Origin of the sequence: Methylobacterium sp. E-005, from assembly GCF_022829725.1 — a bacterium.
GTDB lineage: Bacteria > Pseudomonadota > Alphaproteobacteria > Rhizobiales > Beijerinckiaceae > Methylobacterium.
Window position 1 is genome coordinate 130,509 of the sequence record NZ_JAKSYG010000062.1, and the last position, 19,592, is coordinate 150,100.

Consider the following 19,592-nt stretch of genomic DNA (forward strand, 5'->3'; position numbering starts at 1 on the left):
GCCCGGCCGATCCTGGGGGGCTGCTCCCGGACAGGGGCGAACGGGACGGCATGTCGGTCGACGAGAAAACGGTTCGGCGCATCGCGCATCTGGCGCGCATCGCAGTCACCGACGACGAGGTCGGGCCGCTGCAGGGCGAACTGAACGCGATCCTGGCCTTCGTGGAGCAGCTCGGAGCGGTCGACGTCTCAGGCATCGAGCCCATGACCTCCGTCACCCCGATGGCGATGAAGAAGCGCGAGGACATCGTCACCGAGGGCGGCCGCGCCGCCGACGTCGTGGCGAACGCGCCCGAGACCGAAGACAATTACTTCCTGGTCCCGAAGGTGGTCGAGTAGGCCGGTTTGAGCTCGGCTCGTGCGGACGGGACTTCTGGTGGGCGCGCCGCAGCGCGCAAGGACGTGAACAGCGTGAATCCGAACGAACTCACTCTGGCCGAGGCGCGCGACGCCCTCAAGGCGAAGCGGCTCTCGGCCCGCGAGCTGACGCAGGCGCATCTCGACGCCATGGGCAAGGCCCGCGTGCTGAACGCCTATCTCCTGGAGACGCCCGACCGCGCCCTGGCGATGGCGGACGCCTCGGACCAGAAGCTCGCCACCGGCGAGGCCCGGCCGCTGGAGGGCATCCCGCTCGGCATCAAGGATCTGTTCTGCACCGACGGCGTGACCACGACGGCGGGTTCCAAGATCCTTGAGAACTTCACGCCGCATTACGAATCGGCGGTCTCGGCCAGTCTCTGGCGCGACGGCGCCGTGATGCTCGGCAAGCTGAACCTCGATGAGTTCGCCATGGGCTCGTCCAACGAGACGAGCGCCTACGGCAACGTGGTCTCGCCTTGGCGACGCAAGGGCTCGGATGCGGCGATCGTGCCGGGCGGCTCCTCGGGGGGCTCGGCCGCCGCGGTCGCGGCGCGGCTGTGCCTCGGCGCCACCGCCACCGACACCGGCGGCTCGATCCGCCAGCCCGCCGCCTTCACCGGCACGGTGGGAATCAAGCCGACCTACGGGCGCTGCTCGCGCTGGGGCACGGTTGCGTTCGCCTCCTCGCTGGACCAGGCCGGCCCGATCGCCCGCACGGTGCGCGATTGCGCGATCCTGCTCGGCTCCATGGCCGGCGCGGATGCCCGCGACACGACCTGCGCCGATCTCGCGGTGCCGGACTTCGAGGCGGCGGTCACCCGCGGCGTGAAGGGCCTGACCATCGGCATCCCCAAGGAGTACCGGGTCGACGGCATGCCGGCCGAGATCCAGAAGCTCTGGGACGAGGGCGCGGCGTGGCTCAAGGCCGCCGGCGCGACCCTCAAGGAGATCTCGCTGCCGCACACGTCCTACGCGCTGCCGGCCTACTACATCGTGGCGCCGGCCGAGGCCTCCTCGAACCTCGCCCGCTACGACGGCGTGCGCTACGGCCTGCGGGTGCCCGGCAAGGACATCGCCGGGATGTACGAGAACACCCGCGCCGCCGGCTTCGGCCGCGAGGTCAAGCGCCGGATCATGATCGGCACCTACGTGCTCTCGGCGGGCTATTACGACGCCTATTACGTCCGCGCGCAGAAGATCCGCACGCTGATCAAGCGCGACTTCGAGCAAGCTTACGCTGACGGCGTCGACGCGATTCTGACCCCGGCGACCCCGTCCGCCGCCTTCGGCATCGGCGAGAAGGCCTCGGCCGACCCGGTGGAGATGTACCTCAACGACGTGTTCACCGTGACGGTGAACATGGCAGGCCTTCCGGGCATCGCGGTGCCGGCGGGCCTCGACGGGCAGGGGCTGCCGCTCGGCCTCCAGCTCATCGGCCGGCCCTTCGACGAGGAGACGCTGTTCGCGGTCGCCCAGGTCATCGAGGATTCGGCCGGTCGGACCCAGCTGCCCGAGCCGTGGTGGGCATGACCGTCCCGTATTATCCCTGGACGGTCTGGATCTGGGCCGGGTTCGACCCCGCGCTGATCGTGGTCGCGCTCTATCTCGGTTGGACGGCGAGCCAGTTTGGCAAGGTGTTCATCGCGGCGATCGCGGCGCTGGGCTTCTCGGTGCTGTTCTCCTACGCGGTGAGCGCGGCGGGCATTCCCTGGCCGGCCCCGGTCACCCATGACGGGCCGACCTTCTTCCCGGTCCGGGCCGTCGCGGCTCTGCTGTGGGCGATCGTCGGCTACGGCGCTCAGAGGGCAATCCGACGCCGCGCTTGATCTTTCCGCGTTGCGGCCCGTAAGTGACCGCACGATATTGACCCCCGTCGCGACCTCATCCTGAGGTGCCGGAGCGCAGCGGAGGCCTCCAGCCAGCCGCGCGATCCCTGGAGCCCTCCTTCGAGGCTGCTGCGCAGCACCTCAGGATGAGGTCGCGGGCGGGAGGATCCCGCCAAGCCACTCTCCCGGCCCGGACGACCATGAACGCACCCGTCGACCCCAAGAAGCTGATCAAGGGCGGCCTCCACGATTGGGAGGTGATCGTCGGCATGGAGATTCACGCCCAGGTGTCGAGCCAGGCGAAGCTCTTCTCCGGCGCCTCCACCGAGTTCGGGGCCGAGCCAAATGACCACGTCTCGCTGGTCGATGCCGCGATGCCCGGCATGCTGCCGGTGATCAACGCGGAATGCATCGCCCAGGCGGTGCGCACCGGCCTCGGCCTGAAGGCACAGATCAACCTGCGCTCGGTGTTCGACCGGAAGAACTACTTCTATCCGGATCTGCCGCAGGGCTACCAGATCTCACAGTACAAGGATCCGATCGTCGGCGAGGGCGAGGTGCTGGTCGACATGGCCGACGGCTCCTCGATCACCGTCGGCATCGAGCGCCTGCACCTGGAGCAGGATGCCGGCAAGTCCTTGCACGACCAGGACCCGACCCGCAGCTTCGTCGATCTCAACCGCTCGGGCGTGGCGCTGATGGAGATCGTCTCCCGGCCGGACCTGCGCTCGTCGGAGGAGGCGAAGGCCTACGTCACCAAGCTGCGCACGATCCTGCGCTACCTCGGCACCTGCGACGGCGACATGGAGAAGGGTTCGCTCCGCGCCGACGTGAACGTCTCGGTGCGCCGCCCCGGCGAGCCGCTCGGCACACGCTGCGAGATCAAGAACGTCAACTCGATCCGCTTCATCGGGCAGGCGATCGAGACCGAGGCGCGGCGCCAGATCGCAATCCTGGAGGATGGCGGCACGATCGATCAGGAGACCCGCCTGTTCGACCCGACCAAGGGTGAGACGCGCTCGATGCGCTCCAAGGAGGAGGCGCACGATTACCGCTACTTCCCCGATCCGGACCTGCTGCCGCTGGAATTCGATCAGGCCTTCGTCGATTCGCTGGCCGAGGGATTGCCGGAGCTGCCCGACGCCAAGAAGGCGCGGTTCGTCGCGGATTACGGCCTGTCGCCCTACGATGCCGGCGTGCTGGTCGCCGAGCGCGCCTCCGCCGACTATTACGAGGCGGTGGCCAAGGGCCGGGACGGCAAAGCCGCGGCCAACTGGGTGATCAACGAGCTGTTCGGCCGCCTGAACAAGGAGGGCCTGTCGATCGAAGCGAGCCCGGTCTCGGCGGCGCAGCTCGGGGCGATCATCGATCTGATCGGCGAGGGCGTGATCTCGGGCAAGATCGCCAAGGACCTGTTCGAGATCGTCTGGACCGAGGGCGGTGATCCGCGGACCCTGGTCGAGAGCCGCGGCATGAAGCAGGTGACCGATACCGGCGCCATCGAGAAGGCGGTGGACGCGATCATCGCGGCCAATCCCGACAAGGTCGCCCAGGCCAAGGAGAAGCCCACCCTGCTCGGCTGGTTCGTCGGCCAGACCATGAAGGCCACCGGCGGCAAGGCAAATCCCGCTGCGGTGAACACGCTGCTGAAGGCCAAGCTCGGGATCGAGTGAACGGCTGTCCGCCATCGAGGATCGGCATCGCCCCTTTTGCGAGCGAAGCGCAGTCATCCAACAGCGCTGCGTCCACGGATGTCGTGCTGCCCTGGGTCGCTTCGCTGCGCTCGCGATGACGGAACGGATCGTTTCGGGCCGCGACCGTTGTCTCCCACGACGAAATCCCGCCGCGGCGCTGCCGGGCAGGCGAGGGCCTTCAAATCCGCTGCAGAGAAACCGCGGCGGAACGGCTCGAATTGGGGCCTTTCGCGCATTCGAAGGCGTGCCATGATGGCCGCTTCTGCGCCCCTGGAGCCGCATCCGTCCGGCTGTTCGTCTGGTGCCGCTGGGCTACGGGCCGAACCGGTCCCGAAACCGTCTAGGCGGCGTTTCGCTGCGGTGGAGTCATCCCTGTCTCCTCCAGCTTCAGACCATCGCAACCGTTGCGAAACCTGATCTGCTCAAGGTTTCGGGGCGATCTGTGCCTGCATTCGCGAAGCACACAGGGAGACTGCGCCCGTCATTCGCCTCGGTCAACCGTAAATTTGCCGGCGGAATGCTTTTTCACGGCTGCCGGCTGCCTGATACGATGCAAGGTGAACCCGTTCAGGCACTTGGATCAATCCCGGGCATTGCGGAATGTCCCATGGTGCCCCAATGGATTGTCGGCTTCCGTGTTGTCCCTCACTGGGAAGCGGCTGCCCCTCGGTACTGCGGGGACAACGCGACGGTCACGTCGAACGTCGTAGCCGGCAGACCGTCAGCGCCGGTCGGCTTCGACGGTGGGGGCCTGGGTCAGGGCCGAGACGCGCTGGCGCAGATCCATGAACCACGACGGCGCCGGCGCACGACCGCCGTTGACGACGACGGTCGCGGTCATGCCGGCGATCAGCGGGATCTCCGGCGGGACGTGATCGATCTGGATCCGGACGGGCACGCGCTGCGCCAGCCGCACCCAGGTATAGACCGGGTTGACGTCCGGCAGGCCCTGCGTGCTGGCGGCGGCATTCGCCGTCGCGATGCCGAGGGTGATGCTCGCCACCGTCCCGGTGAGGCGCGGATCGAAGCCCATCAGCTTCACGTCGGCCCGGTCGCCGACATGAATGTTGGGCATTTTCGTCTCCTCGAAATAGCCGTCGATCCAGTACGAATCGGTATCCACGACGCTGATGTTCGAGGTTCCTGTCCGGGCGTAGTCGCCGACGCGCATCAGCAGGTTGGTGACACGGCCGTTGACGGTGGATTTCACCTGCGTGCGTTCGAGGTTGATCTTGGCCTGGCGCAGTTGCGCCTGCGCGCTCTCCAGCGCGGCCGCGGCGATCTTGGCCTGACCGGCATATTGCTGCTTCTCCTCGACGGAAGTCGAGACCGTCGTGAGCGCCTGCCGCCGGGCCGACTGGGCGTTCTTCACCTGCAGGTCGGCCTCCCGATTCTTGACCTCGGCATCCGCGGACGTGACCGAGACCTCGAAATCGACCGGGTCGATCACGTAGAGTACGTCGCCCTTACGCACATTCTGGTTGTCGTGAACGTGCACTTCCACAATCTGGCCGGCGACCTGGGGGGCGATGTTGGCGACCTGGACGCGCACGGTCCCGTCGCGCGTCCATGGGGCCGCGACGTAGAATTCCCAGACGTAGGCCGCCGCAACGAAGGCGACGAGCAGGATCACGCCCGTCGCGGCCAGGCGTACGATCTTGGCGGCCCGACCCCGGCGCGGGGCCATCGGCAGGCGATCGTCATGATCCCTCGAATCTGCCCGGGTCGCGGGCTTGGGGTCGTCCTCATCGGCGGTCGTTTCGGGCATCAGATCAACGCGATGAGGAGGGCGAGGACGCAGACGTAGATACCAGCCTCGGCGAGCGGGGCGTTGGCAACATAGCGGCTGAAGCGGATGCGGGCGAAGACCCAGCGCAGCATCAGGAGGATGACGAACGCCGCCAGGGCATAGGCCACGAACGAGGAGATCAGCACGCCTCCGATGTGAATATCCTCGTACATGGCCGCGCTTGGAGAACCTATCCGTTGAGGGGTCAAACCGCCGGGATATCGAGACGACGGAGGAACTTGCGGTGTCGGGCGATGGTTCGCGCCGCCGTGAGGAGATCGCTTGCGGCCCGCGCCGTCGTGAGCCGCACGCTCCGATCCTGCCGCGACGCCGCGCGGATCAGATCGGCAGCCGAAATCTCGAGCGCGCGGTCGTCGACGTCCGCCAGCCCGGCCCGAGCCCGCAGGATCGGATCGCGCAGGGCCGTCACCGGCCAGAGACGGCGCAGCTCGGCATGGCCGCGGGCCGCGGCCGCCTCCAGCCGGGCCAGCGCGAAGGCATGCGAGAGACTCGCCCGCCGCACCGCGCCGCTGCCCGAGCTGTAGCCGGCGAACTGGAACAGCCGATCCGCATTCAGGCTCGTGCGAGTCGTGGCGTCGCCACCCTCGCCGACCAGGGCATCCGCCAGGGCGCGCCGGGCCGAATCGAGCGCGAAGACCCGCTGCTGCGCCGGCGTCACCGGGATGAACAGGCGGACGACGATCGACAGGACGATGGCAGCGAGCACGACGAGAAACGCGTTCAGCAGGAAGGTCTGCGCGTCGTAGCTCTGCGGGTTCGACGGTCCGAGCAGAACCGGGAAGAACACGATCAGGATGAAGCCGATGCCGAAGGTCTTCGGATTCAGCGAGAGGAAGCAGCCGAAAAAGATTACCGGCGCCATCACCATGGCGAGGAGCGGGAAGCCCTGGACGCCGTCGAGGAAAACAAAGCGCGCGATGCCCGCGAAGGTTGCGGCGAGGATCATCCCGATCACGACGCCGTTGGCGAATTTCTTGGGATCCGGCGTCACCGACGACAGGGCGGCGGTCGATGCGACCTGAACAAGCGCGAACGAGGCCTGCGGCAGGCCCAACGCCACGAAGGCCGCGGCAGTCGCCGCGAAACCGAGGGCCACGCGTAGGGCGCCGCGCAGGGCGACGGGAAAATCCCGATGGGTCGGCAGGCTGGCGTCGCGCAGGGGCTCATGGCCGTCCGCGACCGCGTCGATTCCGTCCTGTGCGAAGGTGGCCGCGCAGACGAAATCGAGGGCGCGCTGAAGCAGCACCACCTCGTCGAGGGGCCGGCGACCGTCGCGGACGGCCGCATCGACGAGGTCGCGCAAGCGCTCGTCGTCGCGATCGAGGCTCTGAGAATCAGGCGCATCGGCAACCCGGCGGCAGATCGCCATCGCCTCGGCGACGGCGGGACTTGGGTTCCTCAGATGCGCAGCGGCGGCCGCCACCGTGCGGATCGAGGCGGCCATGACGTAAAGGGCCGCGATGCAACTGCGCGCCCCCGCGGCGCGGAAAGGTCCGTCGTCGAGCTCCCCCGCAATGGCGCTGGCATCAGCCCGCATCGGCGCGATCGTTCGGATCAGCGCAGCGGTGCGCGGGGCGCCGAGATCGCCCTCGGCCAGGGACTCCCGGGCATAGGCACGGGTCCCGTCCCAGGCTTTGCGAAGTTGCGGCAGCAAGGTTCGCCACGTGCTGGGGGAGGCGAGGGCGTCGTTGATGAAGGTGATCGCCACGATGCCGAGGACGATCACGGCGACCCGCGACACCGCCGCGTCGAAGGCGCCCTGAGGTTGGTCGATCTGCCCGAGGGCGATGATCGCAACCGTGTAGCCCGACAGCATCGCCCCATAGGCGCGGGTATCCTGGAGGTACTGCGCCACGAATACGCACAGGCCGAGCCAGACCGTGAAGCTCACGAAGAGCAGGACCCGATCCTGCCCGAACAGGGCGACAAAGAGGATCGACACGGCGGCGCCGATCAGCGTGCCGAGCAGGCGGTAGACGGCTTTGGAGATGGCTTGCCCGCGCTTCGGCTGAGCCAGGATCGCCACGCAGGTGGCGGCCGACGAGGCACTGTCCAGTTGCAGCCAGAAAGCGGCACCCAGCGCCAGCATCATGGCGATCCAGATACGCGACGCGTAGGCCCAGGCCGCCGGCTTGGGCACCCAGGCGTCGAGGAACGCGATCAGACGATCGGCGATCGACGGCGATGTCGCGCCGGTGGCCGAGGCCTCAGCCATGCCGGGCCCGGCCACGCGGAACCTCCGCCATCCCCCGGGACGGCCAATGATCCGTCATGTCGCCCAACCCCCGGATGTTACGCCGTTCCGGGGTAGGAACGAATGGGACGCCCCCGAGTTCGCAGACTGATCAGGCCTTGTCGCCGCCCTTCAGGCGCTTATTGCACTTGCTCCAATACTGGGGCCACTTTGGTCCCTGAGCTGTCTTTTGGGCGTCAGTGAGCGCCCGCCACTCGGCGCCGCAAGTCTTCTGGCGGGTGCGCGCGGCGGTCTGGCCGGGTGTCGGGTCCTTCGCTGCGGGCGCGTTCGGCGTCGTGGCTGGCGCCTCCGGGGTGGCCAGCGGCTTCGCGGGCGCCTCCTTGGCGAGGAGGGGCGGCGCGGCGAGCAGCGGCACGGCCAGAGCCGCGATCTTCACGTATCGACTGATCATCGTCTCGATCCCCCCGGCGCCATGACGACGCCCCGTCGCCCATCTCGCCGTTCTCGGGCTGCCCAGGCAAGGGTGTGCCGAGGGCTGCCAACAGGGACTGCACCCCATCTCGCATTCGTGAGCCGCGCGGGGCTCCTGCCCTTGAGCGCGGCGCGGAAATCGTCTTCACTGGCGCAATGGTCCGAACCCGGCGAAGGGGCGCTGTGCCGCCGGCGGTTCGGTCGAGGAGCAGGCAGAGCATGGCAGCGGTGTCCGGGCGGCCGATCGACGTCCATACCTGGAGCACGCCGAACGGCTGGAAAATTCCGATCATGCTGGAGGAGTGCGGGCTCCCCTACAGGATCGTCCCGGTCGACATCGCCAAGAACGAGCAATTCGCGCCGGATTTCCTGGCGATCTCGCCCAACAACAAGATCCCGGCGATCGTCGATCCCGACGGACCGGGCGGAAGCCCGATCTCGGTGTTCGAGTCGGGCGCCATCCTTCAGTATCTCGGCCGCAAAACAGGCCAGTTCTACCCGACGGACGAGCGAGCCCGCGTCCTCGTAGACCAGTGGCTGTTCTGGCAGGTGGCCGGCTTCGGGCCGATGCTCGGCCAGACCCACCATTTCAAGATCTATGCGCCGGAGAAGGTGCCCTACGCGATCGAGCGCTTCACCGCCGAGGCGAAGCGCCTCTACGGCGTCCTGGAGCGCCGCCTCGATGGCCGGGACTACCTCGCCGACGACTACTCGATCGCCGACATCGCGACGGTCACTTGGGCCAAGCTGAATTTCAAGCAGGGTGTCGAGATCGAGACCCTGCCGAATGTGAGACGCTGGCTTGAGACCGTGCTGGCCCGGCCGGCGGTTCAGCGAGGCCTCGCGGCGATCTGACGACGACCAATCAGTTCTTGTTGGCGGCCTGCTGGTTGACGTCGGGCACCCGCGTCCAGGTCTGGGAGCCGCACAGGACCTTGAGCATGCAGCCCGAGACGCTGAGCTCGGCCTCGCTCTCTCGCTCGAGGCTGACCGTATAGATCTTGCCTTCCTCGATATTGTAGATCTCGCCCGTGTACTTCTCCTCGTCAGGCTTCAGCCCGTCGATCAGCTGAAGGCCCATCACCGGGCGGGCGCGCTTCTTGGGATCGGGGTTCTTGAGATCCGTTCGGGGTGTGCCGGACTCGGTGGTCGGCACCTCGAGCCACACGACCTTGCCGCAGACCAGCTTCTGGCCCGGGCCGCACCGGTCGATCCGGATCTTGGCGCGGCCGTCACCGGTGAGCCACGTGCCGGACGGGTCCTTGGCGGTATCGGCAGCGGCAGCGGAAAGGCCAGCGAGGAGCAGGGCGGCGCTGAAGGCGATGCGCATGGTTCGTCTCCGGGATGTGGGCGTGGTGGATGCCCGAGGGATGGACGAAGTCGGTGAAGCGGGATTGAGCCGTCGCAATCGGGCGATTTTTCGGCAGTGTTGCGGCAGAGCCACGGCTGCGCCGGCCGCAGGGGATCGCCTGGGCGGCTTGAGACCCCGTAGGCCGGAAGCTATAAGCCCGGCGCCGAAGCGAAATTCTCGCTCCCGAGGCGCGCCCGGCATCTTGGCGCGCCGCACGCCTTTTCCACAGACGGACCGGACGCATCATGGCCACCGAGCGCACCTTCTCGATCCTCAAGCCCGACGCCACGCGCCGGAACCTCACGGGCGCCGTCAACGCGGTGATCGAGGAGGCCGGCCTGCGCATCGTCGGCCAGCGCCGCATCCGCATGAGCCAGGCGCAGGCGGAAAAATTCTATGAGGTGCACAAGGAGCGCCCGTTCTTCGGCGAGCTCGTCAGCTTCATGACCTCCGGCCCGGTGGTGGTGCAGGTCTTGGAGGGCGAGAACGCCGTCGCGAAGTACCGTGAGGTGATGGGCGCCACGAACCCGGCCCAGGCCGCTGACGGCACGATCCGCAAGAAGTTCGCGGAGTCGGTCGGCGAGAACACCGTCCACGGCTCGGACAGCGCCGAGAACGCCAAGCTCGAGATCGCGCAGTTCTTCCAGGATGCCGACATCGTCGGCTAACGCGCGCAGCGGTGGCGGGCCGGGCACACCGGTCCGCCATCGTTCTCGCTTGCACTCCGGGGCGCGGTGAATGCCGCCCTGTGTGTCCGGCCCGCCATTGACGGAGCGGAGCCCGAAGGCGTCCAACGGCCGAGCTTAGCCAACTCAGCCCTGGACCTGCACCACCATGACGATGCGCCGCCTGCCCCTGCTGCTCGCGACTGGTCTCCTCGCCCTCGGCGCGACCGCCGCCCTCGCGGGTGGATCCTCGGCCCCGTTCCAGCAATACGAGCCGGATCCGGCGCTCAAGACCGCCAGCAAGACAAATCTCGAAGGGCGCGTGCGCCACGCCTGCACGATCGTCCAGGCCCGCCTGACCAGCGCCAGCGAGGCGTCCCTGGAGCGCCCCTGCGGCTGCTACGCCCGGCAGACCCTGCGCAGCCTCGACGAGTCCGAAATCGAGGCTTACCGCGCGACCGGCTATTTCAACGATTCCGCCCGCGCCAAGGCGCTCTCGGCACTAGACAGCTGCAAGCTGCAGCGGCCGGTCTGAGGACGGCCGGAACGGCTACTGGGAACACCACCTCGTCTTTGCAAACGAAGTGAAGCAACCCAGGGCAGTGGAACATCGGTGAGGGTGGCGGAGCTGGATGGCTTCGCTCCGCCCGCACAGACGTCGCCCGCCCGAGCTACCGCAGAACCCGCTACAGGCTGAACAGCACGCCCTCCGGGGCCTGCCCGGCGATGACGACGCGCTCGCCCTCCAGGCGGGCGCGCCCGCTCGCAACCAGAGCGAGCACTTCCGGGTAGAGCCGCCGCTCCTGCACGATGACGCGGTCCGCGAGGCTGTCGGGATCGTCGTCCTGGCGGACCGGAATCGCCGCCTGCGCGACGATCGGGCCGGCATCGAGTTCCGGCACCACGAAATGGACGGTGCAGCCATGCAGGCGCACGCCCGCATCGAGGGCCTGCCGGTGCGTGTGCGTGCCCTTGAACAGGGGCAGCAGGGACGGGTGGATGTTGATCATCCGCCCCGCCCAGCCGGCCACGAAGCCCGGCGTCAGGATCCGCATGAAGCCCGCGAGGCACACCAGTTCGACGGATGCGGTCCGGAGTTCGGCGTCGAGGGCGGCGTCGAAGCCGGCGCGGTCCGGAAACGCCGTGTGGTCGATGATCCGCGTCGGAATGCCGGCCTCCGCGGCCCGGGCTAGACCCGCCGCATCGGGCCGGTTCGACAGGACCAGCACGATCTCGGCCGGATAGGCCGGGTCCCGCGCCGCCTCGAGCAGCGCCACCATGTTCGAGCCGCGCCCCGAGATCAGGATCGCGACCCGCCTCTTCCCCGTGCCGGCCATCAGAGCGCGAGGCGCCCGCTGAAGGTCACGGGCTCAGCCCCCCGCGGCGTGATGCGGCCGAGGCGAACCGGCGTCTCGCCGGCCCGGGTCAGGGCCTCGTCGACGTCGTCCACCGCGTCGGCGGCGGCGATCACCACCATGCCGATCCCGCAATTGAAGGTGCGCAGCATCTCGGGCTCGGCGACGCCGCCCTCGCGCGCAAGCCAGCCGAAGACCGGCGGCGGGGTCACGGCATCGAGGTCGATCGCGATGCCGACATCGTCCGGCAGGACCCGGGGCAGGTTGTCGGGGAAGCCGCCGCCGGTGATGTGGGCGAGCGCCCGGATGCCGTCCGTAGCGCCGAGCGCCGCCAGCAGGGGCTTCACGTAGATCCGGGTCGGGACCAGCAACGCCTCGCCGAGGCTCATCTCCGGCGCGAAGGGGGCCGGCGCGTCCCAGCCGAGGCCGGTCTTGGCGACGATCCGGCGGACCAGCGAGAAGCCGTTCGAATGCACGCCGGAGGAGGGCAGGCCGAGTACCACGTCGCCCGGTCGGATGCCCGGTCGCGGCAACAGGCTGCCCCGCTCGGCGGCGCCGACCGAGAACCCGGCTAGATCGTAATCAGACCCATCGTAGAGGCCCGGCATCTCGGCGGTCTCGCCACCGATCAGCGCGCAGCCGGCCTGACGGCACCCCTCCGCGATCCCGCGCACGATGTCGGCCCCGACGCCCGGCACCAGCTTGCCGGTGGCATAATAGTCGAGGAAGAACAGCGGCTCGGCGCCCTGGACGATGATGTCGTTGACGCACATCGCCACGAGGTCGATGCCGATCGTGGCGTGCCGCCCGGTCTCGATCGCGATCTTGACCTTGGTGCCGACGCCGTCATTGGCCGCCACCAGGATCGGATCGCGGAACCCCGCGGCCTTCAGGTCGAACAGGCCGCCGAAGCCGCCGATCTCGGCGTCGGCCCCGGGACGGCGCGTCGAGCGCACCAGCGGCTTGATCGTCTCGACCATGGCGTTGCCGGCGTCGATATCGACACCCGCCGCCGCGTAGGTCAGCCCCGTCGTCGGCTCCTTGCCGTCCCTGGCCGTCATGCCCGCGCCACCTCACTGATTGCTCGGCCCGCTCTAGCGGCTAACCGCGCGTTGCGCGAGTCGGCGCCGGATCGCTCCGGGCGCGGATCGGCCCTTGACCTGCACCGATGCGGGGTGATCCTGACAAACCATGCCCGAGAACGCGCCACCCCGGCAGCTTGCCTTCGACCTGCCGCTCGATCCCCGTTATGGGCGCGAGGACTTCCTCGTCGGTCCGGCCAACGAGGCCGCCTACGCGCTGATCGAGGCGTGGCCGGACTGGCCCGACAGCGTGCTGGTGCTCACCGGCCCGCCCGGCAGCGGCAAGAGCCACCTCGCGGCGATCTGGGCCGAGCGTGCCCACGCCTGGACGGTCCCGGCCGCCGACATCAATGCCGATGCGGTCCAGCACCTCGTCTCGAACGGAGCGCTTGTCATTGAGGATATCGACCGCGCCGGGAGCCGGGACGAGGCGGCTCTGTTTCACCTCCTCAACCGGGCGCGCGAGCTCGCCTGCCCGCTGCTGCTGACCAGCGGCACCGGCATCGACGCCCTCGGCCTCACGACGCCCGACCTGCGCTCGCGCCTGCGCCTCGCGCCCGGAATCGCCATCGAGGCGCCGGACGATGCCCTGCTGCGGGCCGTGCTGGTGAAACTGTTCGTCGATCGCCAATTGGTGGTCGATCTGAGCGTCATCGATTCGTTGTCCCTGCGGATCGACCGGTCCCTCGGGCGCGCCCGGGACGTGGTGGCCGAACTCGATCGTGACGCGTTGGGTCGGCAGCGGCGGATCAGCCGGCCCCTCGCCCTCGCCGTGCTGCGCCGCATGGGCTTGGACGCCGAGTCAGACTCGAGCGACTGACAGCTGAATCGGGGGGTGTCACGAAATCGTCGTGATGGCCCAGGGCGTACATTGTAGAACGCATCACGCAGCGACAAGGAGCAGGGACCCGGAATGGATTCGACGCAGAAGCCCGTGGAACGCGAAGCCGCCGATGAGGCCGCGGAGCCCCGTCGGCGTTCAGCGACCAATCCGACAATCCGGCGTGCGCCGGTCGTCCGGAGACCTGCGGCCGGCACCGCGCCCGGCGCCACCGCCGCGCCAGCGGCGGCCGCACGGCCGGCCGCGCAGCCCCGGCCGGCGGCGACCCGCACCCGGACGGCAACCGCAGCCCAGACCTTGGCCCAGACTTCTGCGCCCCCGGGAGCGACCGCGCCGGCGGACGCTCCGCCGACGGCCAGCGCGCAGGCGGCCACCTCCGTTGCCATTCCGGATACGACCGATGAATGGCCGGCCCTCGCCGAGCCTGAGGCACCTCAGGTGGATGCGGCCCGGGAGACGGTGCTCGAAGCCGGGCGCGGTCTACGGCATTCGCCGGAGCGGTTCGTGAACCGCGAATTGTCCTGGCTGCAGTTCAACCGGCGCGTGCTCGAGGAAGCGTCGAACCCCAACCATCCCCTGCTGGAGCGCCTGCGCTTCCTGTCGATCTCGGCGAACAACCTCGACGAGTTCTTCATGGTCCGTGTCGCCGGCCTGATCGATCAGGTTCGTGCCGGCCTCACGGTGCCGTCTCAGGATGGCCTGTCGCCCTCGGAGCAGCTGGTGCGAATCGGGGCGGAGGTTTCGCGCCTCGCCGCGGATCAGCAGGCGCGCTGGCGCGAGCTGCGCGAGGAGCTGCACGCCTCCGACATCGACATCGTCGAGCCCGCCGCACTGACCGCCGAGCAAGCCTCGTGGCTGGAGGATTACTTCCTCACCCACATCTTCCCGGTTCTGACGCCGCTCGCGATCGATCCGGCCCATCCGTTCCCCTTCATTCCGAATCTCGGCACCACGATCGCGCTGACCTTGGTGCGGCCGAAGGACGGGCGGACTTTGCGCGCCCTGATCCGCCTGCCGGGCGTCATCGACCGTTTCGTGCGCTTACCGGTGAGCGACAGCGAGACAGCAGCCCATCTGATCACGATCGAGCAGGTGATCGGAATGTTCACCGGGCGCCTGTTCCCGGGCTACCTCGTGAAGAGCAGCGGCGCGTTCCGTGTGGTGCGCGATTCCGATCTCGAAATCGAGGAGGAAGCGGAGGATCTCGTCCTCCACTTCGAGACCGCCCTCAAGCAGCGCCGCCGCGGCGTCGTGATCCGCCTCGAAGTCGAGGCGGGGATGGCGGAGGATCTGCGCGGCTTCGTGGTGGACGAGTTGGAGATCGCCCCCGACGCGGTGTTCCTCGTCGAGGGCATGCTGGCCCTCAACGAGCTGTCCCAGGTGGTCGGGATCGACCGGCCAGACCTGAAGTTCAAGCCCTATAACCCGCGCTTCCCGGAGCGGATCCGCGAGAGCGGCGGGGACGTCTTCGCGGCGATCCGGCAGAAGGATTTCATCGTCCACCACCCCTACGAGTCCTTCGACTCGGTGGTGCAGTTCCTGGCCCAGGCGGCCCGCGACCCGAACGTGGTAGCGATCAAGCAGACGCTCTACCGGACCTCGTCCAACTCGCCGATCGTGGCGGCGCTGGCGGAGGCGGCCGAACTTGGGAAGTCGGTCACTGCGCTTGTGGAGCTGAAGGCCCGCTTCGACGAGGAGGCGAATATCCGCTGGGCGCGCAACCTGGAGAAGGCGGGCGCGCAGGTTGTGTTCGGCTTCGTCGAGCTGAAGACCCACGCCAAGCTGTCGCTGGTGGTCCGGCGTGAGGGCGACAAGCTCGTCACCTACTGCCACGTCGGCACCGGCAACTATCACCCGATCACCGCGCGCGTTTACACGGACCTGTCGTTCTTCACCGCCGACCCGGCGATCGCCCGGGACGTGTCGCGAATCTTCAACTTCATCACCGGCTACGCGGAGCCCGCCGAGCTGGAGCGCATGGCGGTCTCGCCGCTGACGGCGAAGAACAAGCTCCTTGAGCACATCGAGGCCGAGGTGGCCCACGCGAAGGCGGGGCGCCCGGCGGCGATCTGGATCAAGTGCAATTCGCTCGTCGATGCGCAGATCATCGACGCGCTCTACGACGCTTCGGAAGCCGGCGTTCAGATCGACTGCGTGGTGCGCGGCATCTGCTGCCTGCGGCCCGGCATCCCCGGCCTGTCGGAAACGATTCGGGTTAAGTCGATCGTCGGGCGCTTCCTGGAGCACGGGCGCATCTACGCCTTCGGCAACGGCGTCGGGCTGCCCCATCCGAAGGCCACGGTCTACATCTCGTCGGCCGATCTGATGAGCCGGAATCTCGACCGGCGCGTCGAAGCGCTGCTGCCGATCACCAACCCAACCGTGCATCAGCAGGTGCTCGACCAGATCATGCTGGCGAACCTCCTCGACAACCGTCAAAGTTGGCGGCTGCTCGCCTCCGGCGGCTGCGAGCGGATCCAGCCGGCCGACGGCGAGGAACCGTTCAACGCGCACAAATATTTCATGACCAACCCGAGTCTCTCGGGCCGCGGCAAGGCGTCGAAGAAGTCGAGTCCCCGTGCGCTGAGCCGCCGGGCGCAGCGTGCCTAGATCTCCGTCCGATGCGCCGGAGACTCGACAGGTTTCGGACGGACGCGCTGCGGTTCTGCGTGAGGAACTTGCGCACGCTCAAAGAACTGCGCAAAGGAAGCACCCGTCCGCCGACGCAACGCCATGTGGTTTCCGCGTCGCCACCATGGCTTCCCGTCCGGCAGCCGGGCAACGACATCCTGGATCTGGAGCCGCTCTCGGTCGCCGCGCGACCGGCCCCGGACCCGGAACGAACGGGCGGTGCGTCGGCGGTCGAGCCGGCCACGCTCAATCAAGGACCTGGACGTTTGGGCAGTTCTCGCGCCAATCTCTTCCTCGCGCACCATGCGGAGCAGCCCGTGCACGCCGCGCAATCGCCGGTCGCCCTCATCGATATCGGCTCGAACTCGGTCCGGCTCGTCGCCTATGACGGCCTGACCCGGGCGCCTACGCCGCTCTATAACGAGAAGGTCCTGTGCGGCCTCGGCCGCAACGTGCTCACCACGGGCAGGCTGAACGAGGAGGCGGTGGCCCGCGCGCTCACCGCGCTCGCCCGGTTCCGGGTGCTGTGCGAGACGATGCGGGCGAGCCGGGTTTTCGTGCTGGCCACCGCGGCCGCCCGCGACGCGGAGAACGGCCCCGACTTCCTGCGCGCCGCGGAAGCGGCCTGCGGCCAGGAGATCCAGCTGCTTTCGGGCCGGCGCGAGGCGGAACTCTCCGCGATGGGCGTCATATCCGGCTTCCACGCCCCTGACGGCGTGGTGGGCGACATGGGCGGCGGTTCGCTCGAACTCGTCGATGTCCGCGGCACCGTGGTCGGCCAGGGCGTGACCATGCCGCTCGGCGGCCTTGCCCTTCAGGACCTCTCCGGCGGCTCGGTGAAGAAGGCCGCAAAGATCGTGCGCGAGCACATGCGCAAGGCCGTGCCGCAGCTCGAAACCCTGCGCGGGCGGACCTTCTACGCGGTCGGCGGCACGTGGCGCGCGCTGGCGCGGCTGCACATGGCCGCGCGCGGCTACCCGGTCCACGTGATGCACGGTTACACCGTTGAGCCGAGCGACGAGCTGACCTTCCTGCAGATCGTCGAGCAGACCGACGTCTCGCTGCTTCAGGACGTCGAGGCGATCTCGGAGGCCCGGCGTCCACTGCTCGCCTACGGCGCGGTGGTTCTGGAAGAGATCATCCGCGTCGGCCGCCCGCGGGAACTCGCGATCTCGGCCTCGGGCGTCCGGGAGGGCCTGCTGTTCGAGCAACTCGACCGCGATTCCCGGCTGATCGACCCGCTTCTCGCCTCGGCGGCCGAGTTCAACACCCTGCGCTCCCGCGCGCCCCGTCACGGAGAGGATCTGATCGCCTGGACCGACCGGTTCGTCGCGACCCTCGATGGCCACGAAACCGCGGACGAGCGGCGGCTACGGCACGCGGGCTGTCTTCTCTCGGATGTCGGCTGGCGGGCCCATCCCGATTACCGCGACGAGCAGAGCATTGCGGTGATCCAGAATGCGGCCTTCGTGGGCGTCGATCACCCGGGCCGGGCCTATCTCGCCTTGGGGGTGTCGCTTCGGCACACCGGGCTTGCCACCGAGAAGGCCAACCCGATCCTGCGCGGCGTCGCGGGCCCACGCCTGTTCGACCGGGCCCGGCTCCTCGGGGCGCTGCTGCGGGTCGCCTTCCCGATCTCGGCCGGAATGGACGGGGCGCTCAGCCGGGCGCCGCTCACCGTCGAGGACGGGCGGGTCATCCTGCGGCTGCCGCGGGACTGGCAAGCCCTCAGCGGCGACCGTCTCCTGAACCGCGTTCGGGGCCTCGGTCGCGTCGTGGGCCTCGAGGGTCGGGTCGAGATCGGCTAGCGCCGCCGTTCAGGCGACCCGATCCGGGAAGATCGCCTTCTTGACCACCGCGTGGACGCCCCAATTGCCGTCCACGACCTGCGTGATCCCGAAATCGACCGCCACCGACATCAGCGAGATCGCCTCGTCCTCGGTGAGCCCCTTCGCGTGCATCAGGAACTGGCGCATCTTGCGGAAGGCGTCGCGCATGGCGAGGTCGATCGAGGATTTCGCGAAGATCGCAGCCTGGGCGTCCGGGCCGAGGTCGCGCAGGTAGTTGGGATAGCTGAAGCCGGACAGGACCCAGTCGTCCTTCGTCTCGATCATCGGGAAGTCGAGGGCCTCGAGCGGCGAGCCGGGCAGGTCGGCCTTCTTGTGCAGGATGAACTGGAAGGTCCCCGTCAACGAGCACTCGATCGCGGTCCCGCACAGCTCGGAATCGCCCTGGCTGGCATGGGGATCGCCCACCGAGAACAGAGCCCCCGCCACCGCGACCGGGAAGTAGAGCGTCGCGCCCTTGCCGATCCGCCAATTGTCGATATTGCCGCCGGTATAGCTCGGCGGGATCGTGTTGACCCGGTCGGCCTCGGCCGGCGCCACGCCCAGCGTGCCGAAATGCGGGCGGATCGGCACCCGGATCCCCTTCAGAACGTCGAAGGTCTTCTGCGTCCTGGCATGGTCCACCGGCAGGCCGGGATAGTCGATGGTCGGGTGCTCGACCCCGAACGGATCGGTCACGCCGGGCCAGCGGAAGCTGTAGACCGCCCGCGCCCAGTCGCGGGCACCGGTGGCGTCGACCTCGTAGATGGTCACCACCTCGCGGGGCTTATCGCCGGTGATCAGGTCCTTGTAGTGGAAGCCCCACCACGCCGCCGCGTTGCTGCCGAAGGCGAGGCCCTTGTATTTCGGGTTGGCGCTGGGGCGCGGCGCCACGTCGAGGATGCGAACCTCCAGCACGTCGCCGGGCTCCGCGCCGCGGATCGCCACAGGTCCGGTGCAGATGTGGACGCCGAGGCCGCCACCGGGGCCGATCTTGGCATCCATCGGCCCGGCGCCGCGGGGCGAGACGCCCATCTTGTCCTTGGTCCAGAGGTAGACGCTCTCGGCGCCCGGATCGCCCTGAATCATCCGCTCGGCATCGTCGCTGGCCTGATGGGTCAGCGTCTCGATGGTCACGAAATCGCCCGAGCCGATCTCGACCTGCGGCTTGAGGCTGCGGCTGAAGAAGCCCCAATGCACCGTCTCGGCATTGGCCGACAGGTGGTAATGCCCGGTGGCGGCGAACTTGGCGCCCGAGGCTTGCGCCAGGGCCGGGCTCACCAGCGAGGGGCCGCCGGCCGCGAACGCCGCCGCAGCGGCGCCCGTCGCCGCGAAACTGCTCTTCAGGAAGGCGCGTCGCTCCGGCTCAAGGTCGCTTTTGAACCGGCGCCGATGTTCCTCGAAGGCGTGGCAGTTCGGGTCGTCGCCCTGGCACATCGTGTCCGCTTCCGGTGATTGCGTTTCCCCGGAGGCGGCCAAGCAATTTG

General features: G+C 68.6%; 18 protein-coding genes. 10 read left to right on the forward strand and 8 right to left on the reverse strand.

What is annotated here, in order from left to right:
• The first annotated feature begins 50 nt into the window (after positions 1-50).
• The 4 genes from gatC (at position 51) to gatB (ending at position 3,858) form a co-directional block, all read left to right on the forward strand.
• Positions 51-338, forward strand: a complete 288-nt coding sequence (gene gatC, locus MKK88_RS06660; protein ID WP_243998100.1) for an Asp-tRNA(Asn)/Glu-tRNA(Gln) amidotransferase subunit GatC — start codon at positions 51-53, stop codon at positions 336-338.
• A gap of 72 nt (positions 339-410) precedes the next feature.
• Positions 411-1,889: an Asp-tRNA(Asn)/Glu-tRNA(Gln) amidotransferase subunit GatA gene (gene gatA, locus MKK88_RS06665; RefSeq protein ID WP_243998102.1), complete on the forward strand. Its 1,479-nt coding sequence runs from the start codon at positions 411-413 to the stop codon at positions 1,887-1,889.
• The gene (locus tag MKK88_RS06670) at positions 1,886-2,185 is read left to right on the forward strand and encodes a hypothetical protein (RefSeq protein ID WP_243998104.1); all 300 of its coding nucleotides are present in this window, start codon (positions 1,886-1,888) and stop codon (positions 2,183-2,185) included. The genes gatA and MKK88_RS06670 overlap by 4 nt, the downstream gene beginning before the upstream one ends.
• A 200-nt stretch (positions 2,186-2,385) precedes the next feature.
• Positions 2,386-3,858 (forward strand): Asp-tRNA(Asn)/Glu-tRNA(Gln) amidotransferase subunit GatB, encoded by a 1,473-nt coding sequence (gatB, locus tag MKK88_RS06675; protein WP_243998106.1) that lies wholly within the window; start codon positions 2,386-2,388, stop codon positions 3,856-3,858.
• A gap of 742 nt (positions 3,859-4,600) precedes the next feature.
• On the opposite strand, the gene MKK88_RS06680 is transcribed toward gatB, so the two are convergent.
• The 4 genes from MKK88_RS06680 to MKK88_RS06695 all read right to left on the reverse strand — a co-directional run bounded on the left by MKK88_RS06680 (position 4,601) and on the right by MKK88_RS06695 (position 8,334).
• Positions 4,601-5,647 carry an HlyD family secretion protein gene (locus tag MKK88_RS06680; RefSeq protein WP_243998108.1) on the reverse strand — a complete coding sequence of 349 codons (1,047 nt, stop codon included), beginning with the start codon at positions 5,645-5,647 and terminating at the stop codon, positions 4,601-4,603.
• A complete protein-coding gene (locus MKK88_RS06685; protein WP_243998111.1) occupies positions 5,647-5,841 on the reverse strand; it encodes a DUF1656 domain-containing protein in 195 nt (64 codons plus the stop codon). Before MKK88_RS06685 ends, MKK88_RS06680 begins: the two co-directional genes overlap by 1 nt.
• Positions 5,842-5,873: 32 nt before the next feature.
• Positions 5,874-7,904, reverse strand: coding sequence for an FUSC family protein (locus MKK88_RS06690; protein WP_243998214.1), 2,031 nt, complete (start codon positions 7,902-7,904; stop codon positions 5,874-5,876).
• A gap of 130 nt (positions 7,905-8,034) precedes the next feature.
• Positions 8,035-8,334, reverse strand: a complete 300-nt coding sequence (locus tag MKK88_RS06695) for a hypothetical protein (protein ID WP_243998113.1) — start codon at positions 8,332-8,334, stop codon at positions 8,035-8,037.
• A gap of 239 nt (positions 8,335-8,573) precedes the next feature.
• Here MKK88_RS06695 and MKK88_RS06700 point away from each other — a divergent pair, with 239 nt between their 5' ends.
• Positions 8,574-9,209, forward strand: coding sequence for a glutathione S-transferase N-terminal domain-containing protein (locus MKK88_RS06700; RefSeq protein WP_243998115.1), 636 nt, complete (start codon positions 8,574-8,576; stop codon positions 9,207-9,209).
• A 10-nt stretch (positions 9,210-9,219) separates the two neighbouring features.
• Here the strand turns inward: MKK88_RS06700 and MKK88_RS06705 are convergent, their stop codons facing one another.
• Complete coding sequence (locus tag MKK88_RS06705) at positions 9,220-9,684, reverse strand: DUF2147 domain-containing protein (RefSeq protein WP_243998117.1); 465 nt, start codon at positions 9,682-9,684, stop codon at positions 9,220-9,222.
• 266 nt (positions 9,685-9,950) lie between these two features.
• On the opposite strand from MKK88_RS06705, the gene ndk reads away from it, so the two are divergent.
• The gene (gene ndk / locus MKK88_RS06710) at positions 9,951-10,373 is read left to right on the forward strand and encodes a nucleoside-diphosphate kinase (protein ID WP_243998119.1); all 423 of its coding nucleotides are present in this window, start codon (positions 9,951-9,953) and stop codon (positions 10,371-10,373) included.
• Between the two features lie 166 nt (positions 10,374-10,539).
• Positions 10,540-10,905: a hypothetical protein gene (locus tag MKK88_RS06715; RefSeq protein WP_243998121.1), complete on the forward strand. Its 366-nt coding sequence runs from the start codon at positions 10,540-10,542 to the stop codon at positions 10,903-10,905.
• A gap of 151 nt (positions 10,906-11,056) precedes the next feature.
• Here the strand turns inward: MKK88_RS06715 and purN are convergent, their stop codons facing one another.
• Together purN and purM are read right to left on the reverse strand one after the other, a co-directional pair.
• Positions 11,057-11,707 (reverse strand): phosphoribosylglycinamide formyltransferase, encoded by a 651-nt coding sequence (gene purN / locus MKK88_RS06720; protein ID WP_243998123.1) that lies wholly within the window; start codon positions 11,705-11,707, stop codon positions 11,057-11,059.
• The gene (gene purM, locus MKK88_RS06725; RefSeq protein WP_243998125.1) at positions 11,707-12,786 is read right to left on the reverse strand and encodes a phosphoribosylformylglycinamidine cyclo-ligase; all 1,080 of its coding nucleotides are present in this window, start codon (positions 12,784-12,786) and stop codon (positions 11,707-11,709) included. Before purM ends, purN begins: the two co-directional genes overlap by 1 nt.
• A 130-nt stretch (positions 12,787-12,916) precedes the next feature.
• On the opposite strand from purM, the gene MKK88_RS06730 reads away from it, so the two are divergent.
• The 3 genes from MKK88_RS06730 to ppx all read left to right on the forward strand — a co-directional run bounded on the left by MKK88_RS06730 (position 12,917) and on the right by ppx (position 18,087).
• Positions 12,917-13,627, forward strand: coding sequence for a hypothetical protein (locus MKK88_RS06730; protein ID WP_243998127.1), 711 nt, complete (start codon positions 12,917-12,919; stop codon positions 13,625-13,627).
• Positions 13,628-13,720: 93 nt separating this feature from the next.
• Positions 13,721-16,258 (forward strand): RNA degradosome polyphosphate kinase, encoded by a 2,538-nt coding sequence (locus MKK88_RS06735; protein WP_243998129.1) that lies wholly within the window; start codon positions 13,721-13,723, stop codon positions 16,256-16,258.
• Positions 16,259-16,545: 287 nt separating this feature from the next.
• A complete protein-coding gene (gene ppx / locus MKK88_RS06740; protein WP_243998131.1) occupies positions 16,546-18,087 on the forward strand; it encodes an exopolyphosphatase in 1,542 nt (513 codons plus the stop codon).
• 9 nt (positions 18,088-18,096) lie between these two features.
• Here the strand turns inward: ppx and MKK88_RS06745 are convergent, their stop codons facing one another.
• Positions 18,097-19,542, reverse strand: a complete 1,446-nt coding sequence (locus MKK88_RS06745; RefSeq protein WP_243998133.1) for an acetamidase/formamidase family protein — start codon at positions 19,540-19,542, stop codon at positions 18,097-18,099.
• Positions 19,543-19,592: the final 50 nt, after the last annotated feature.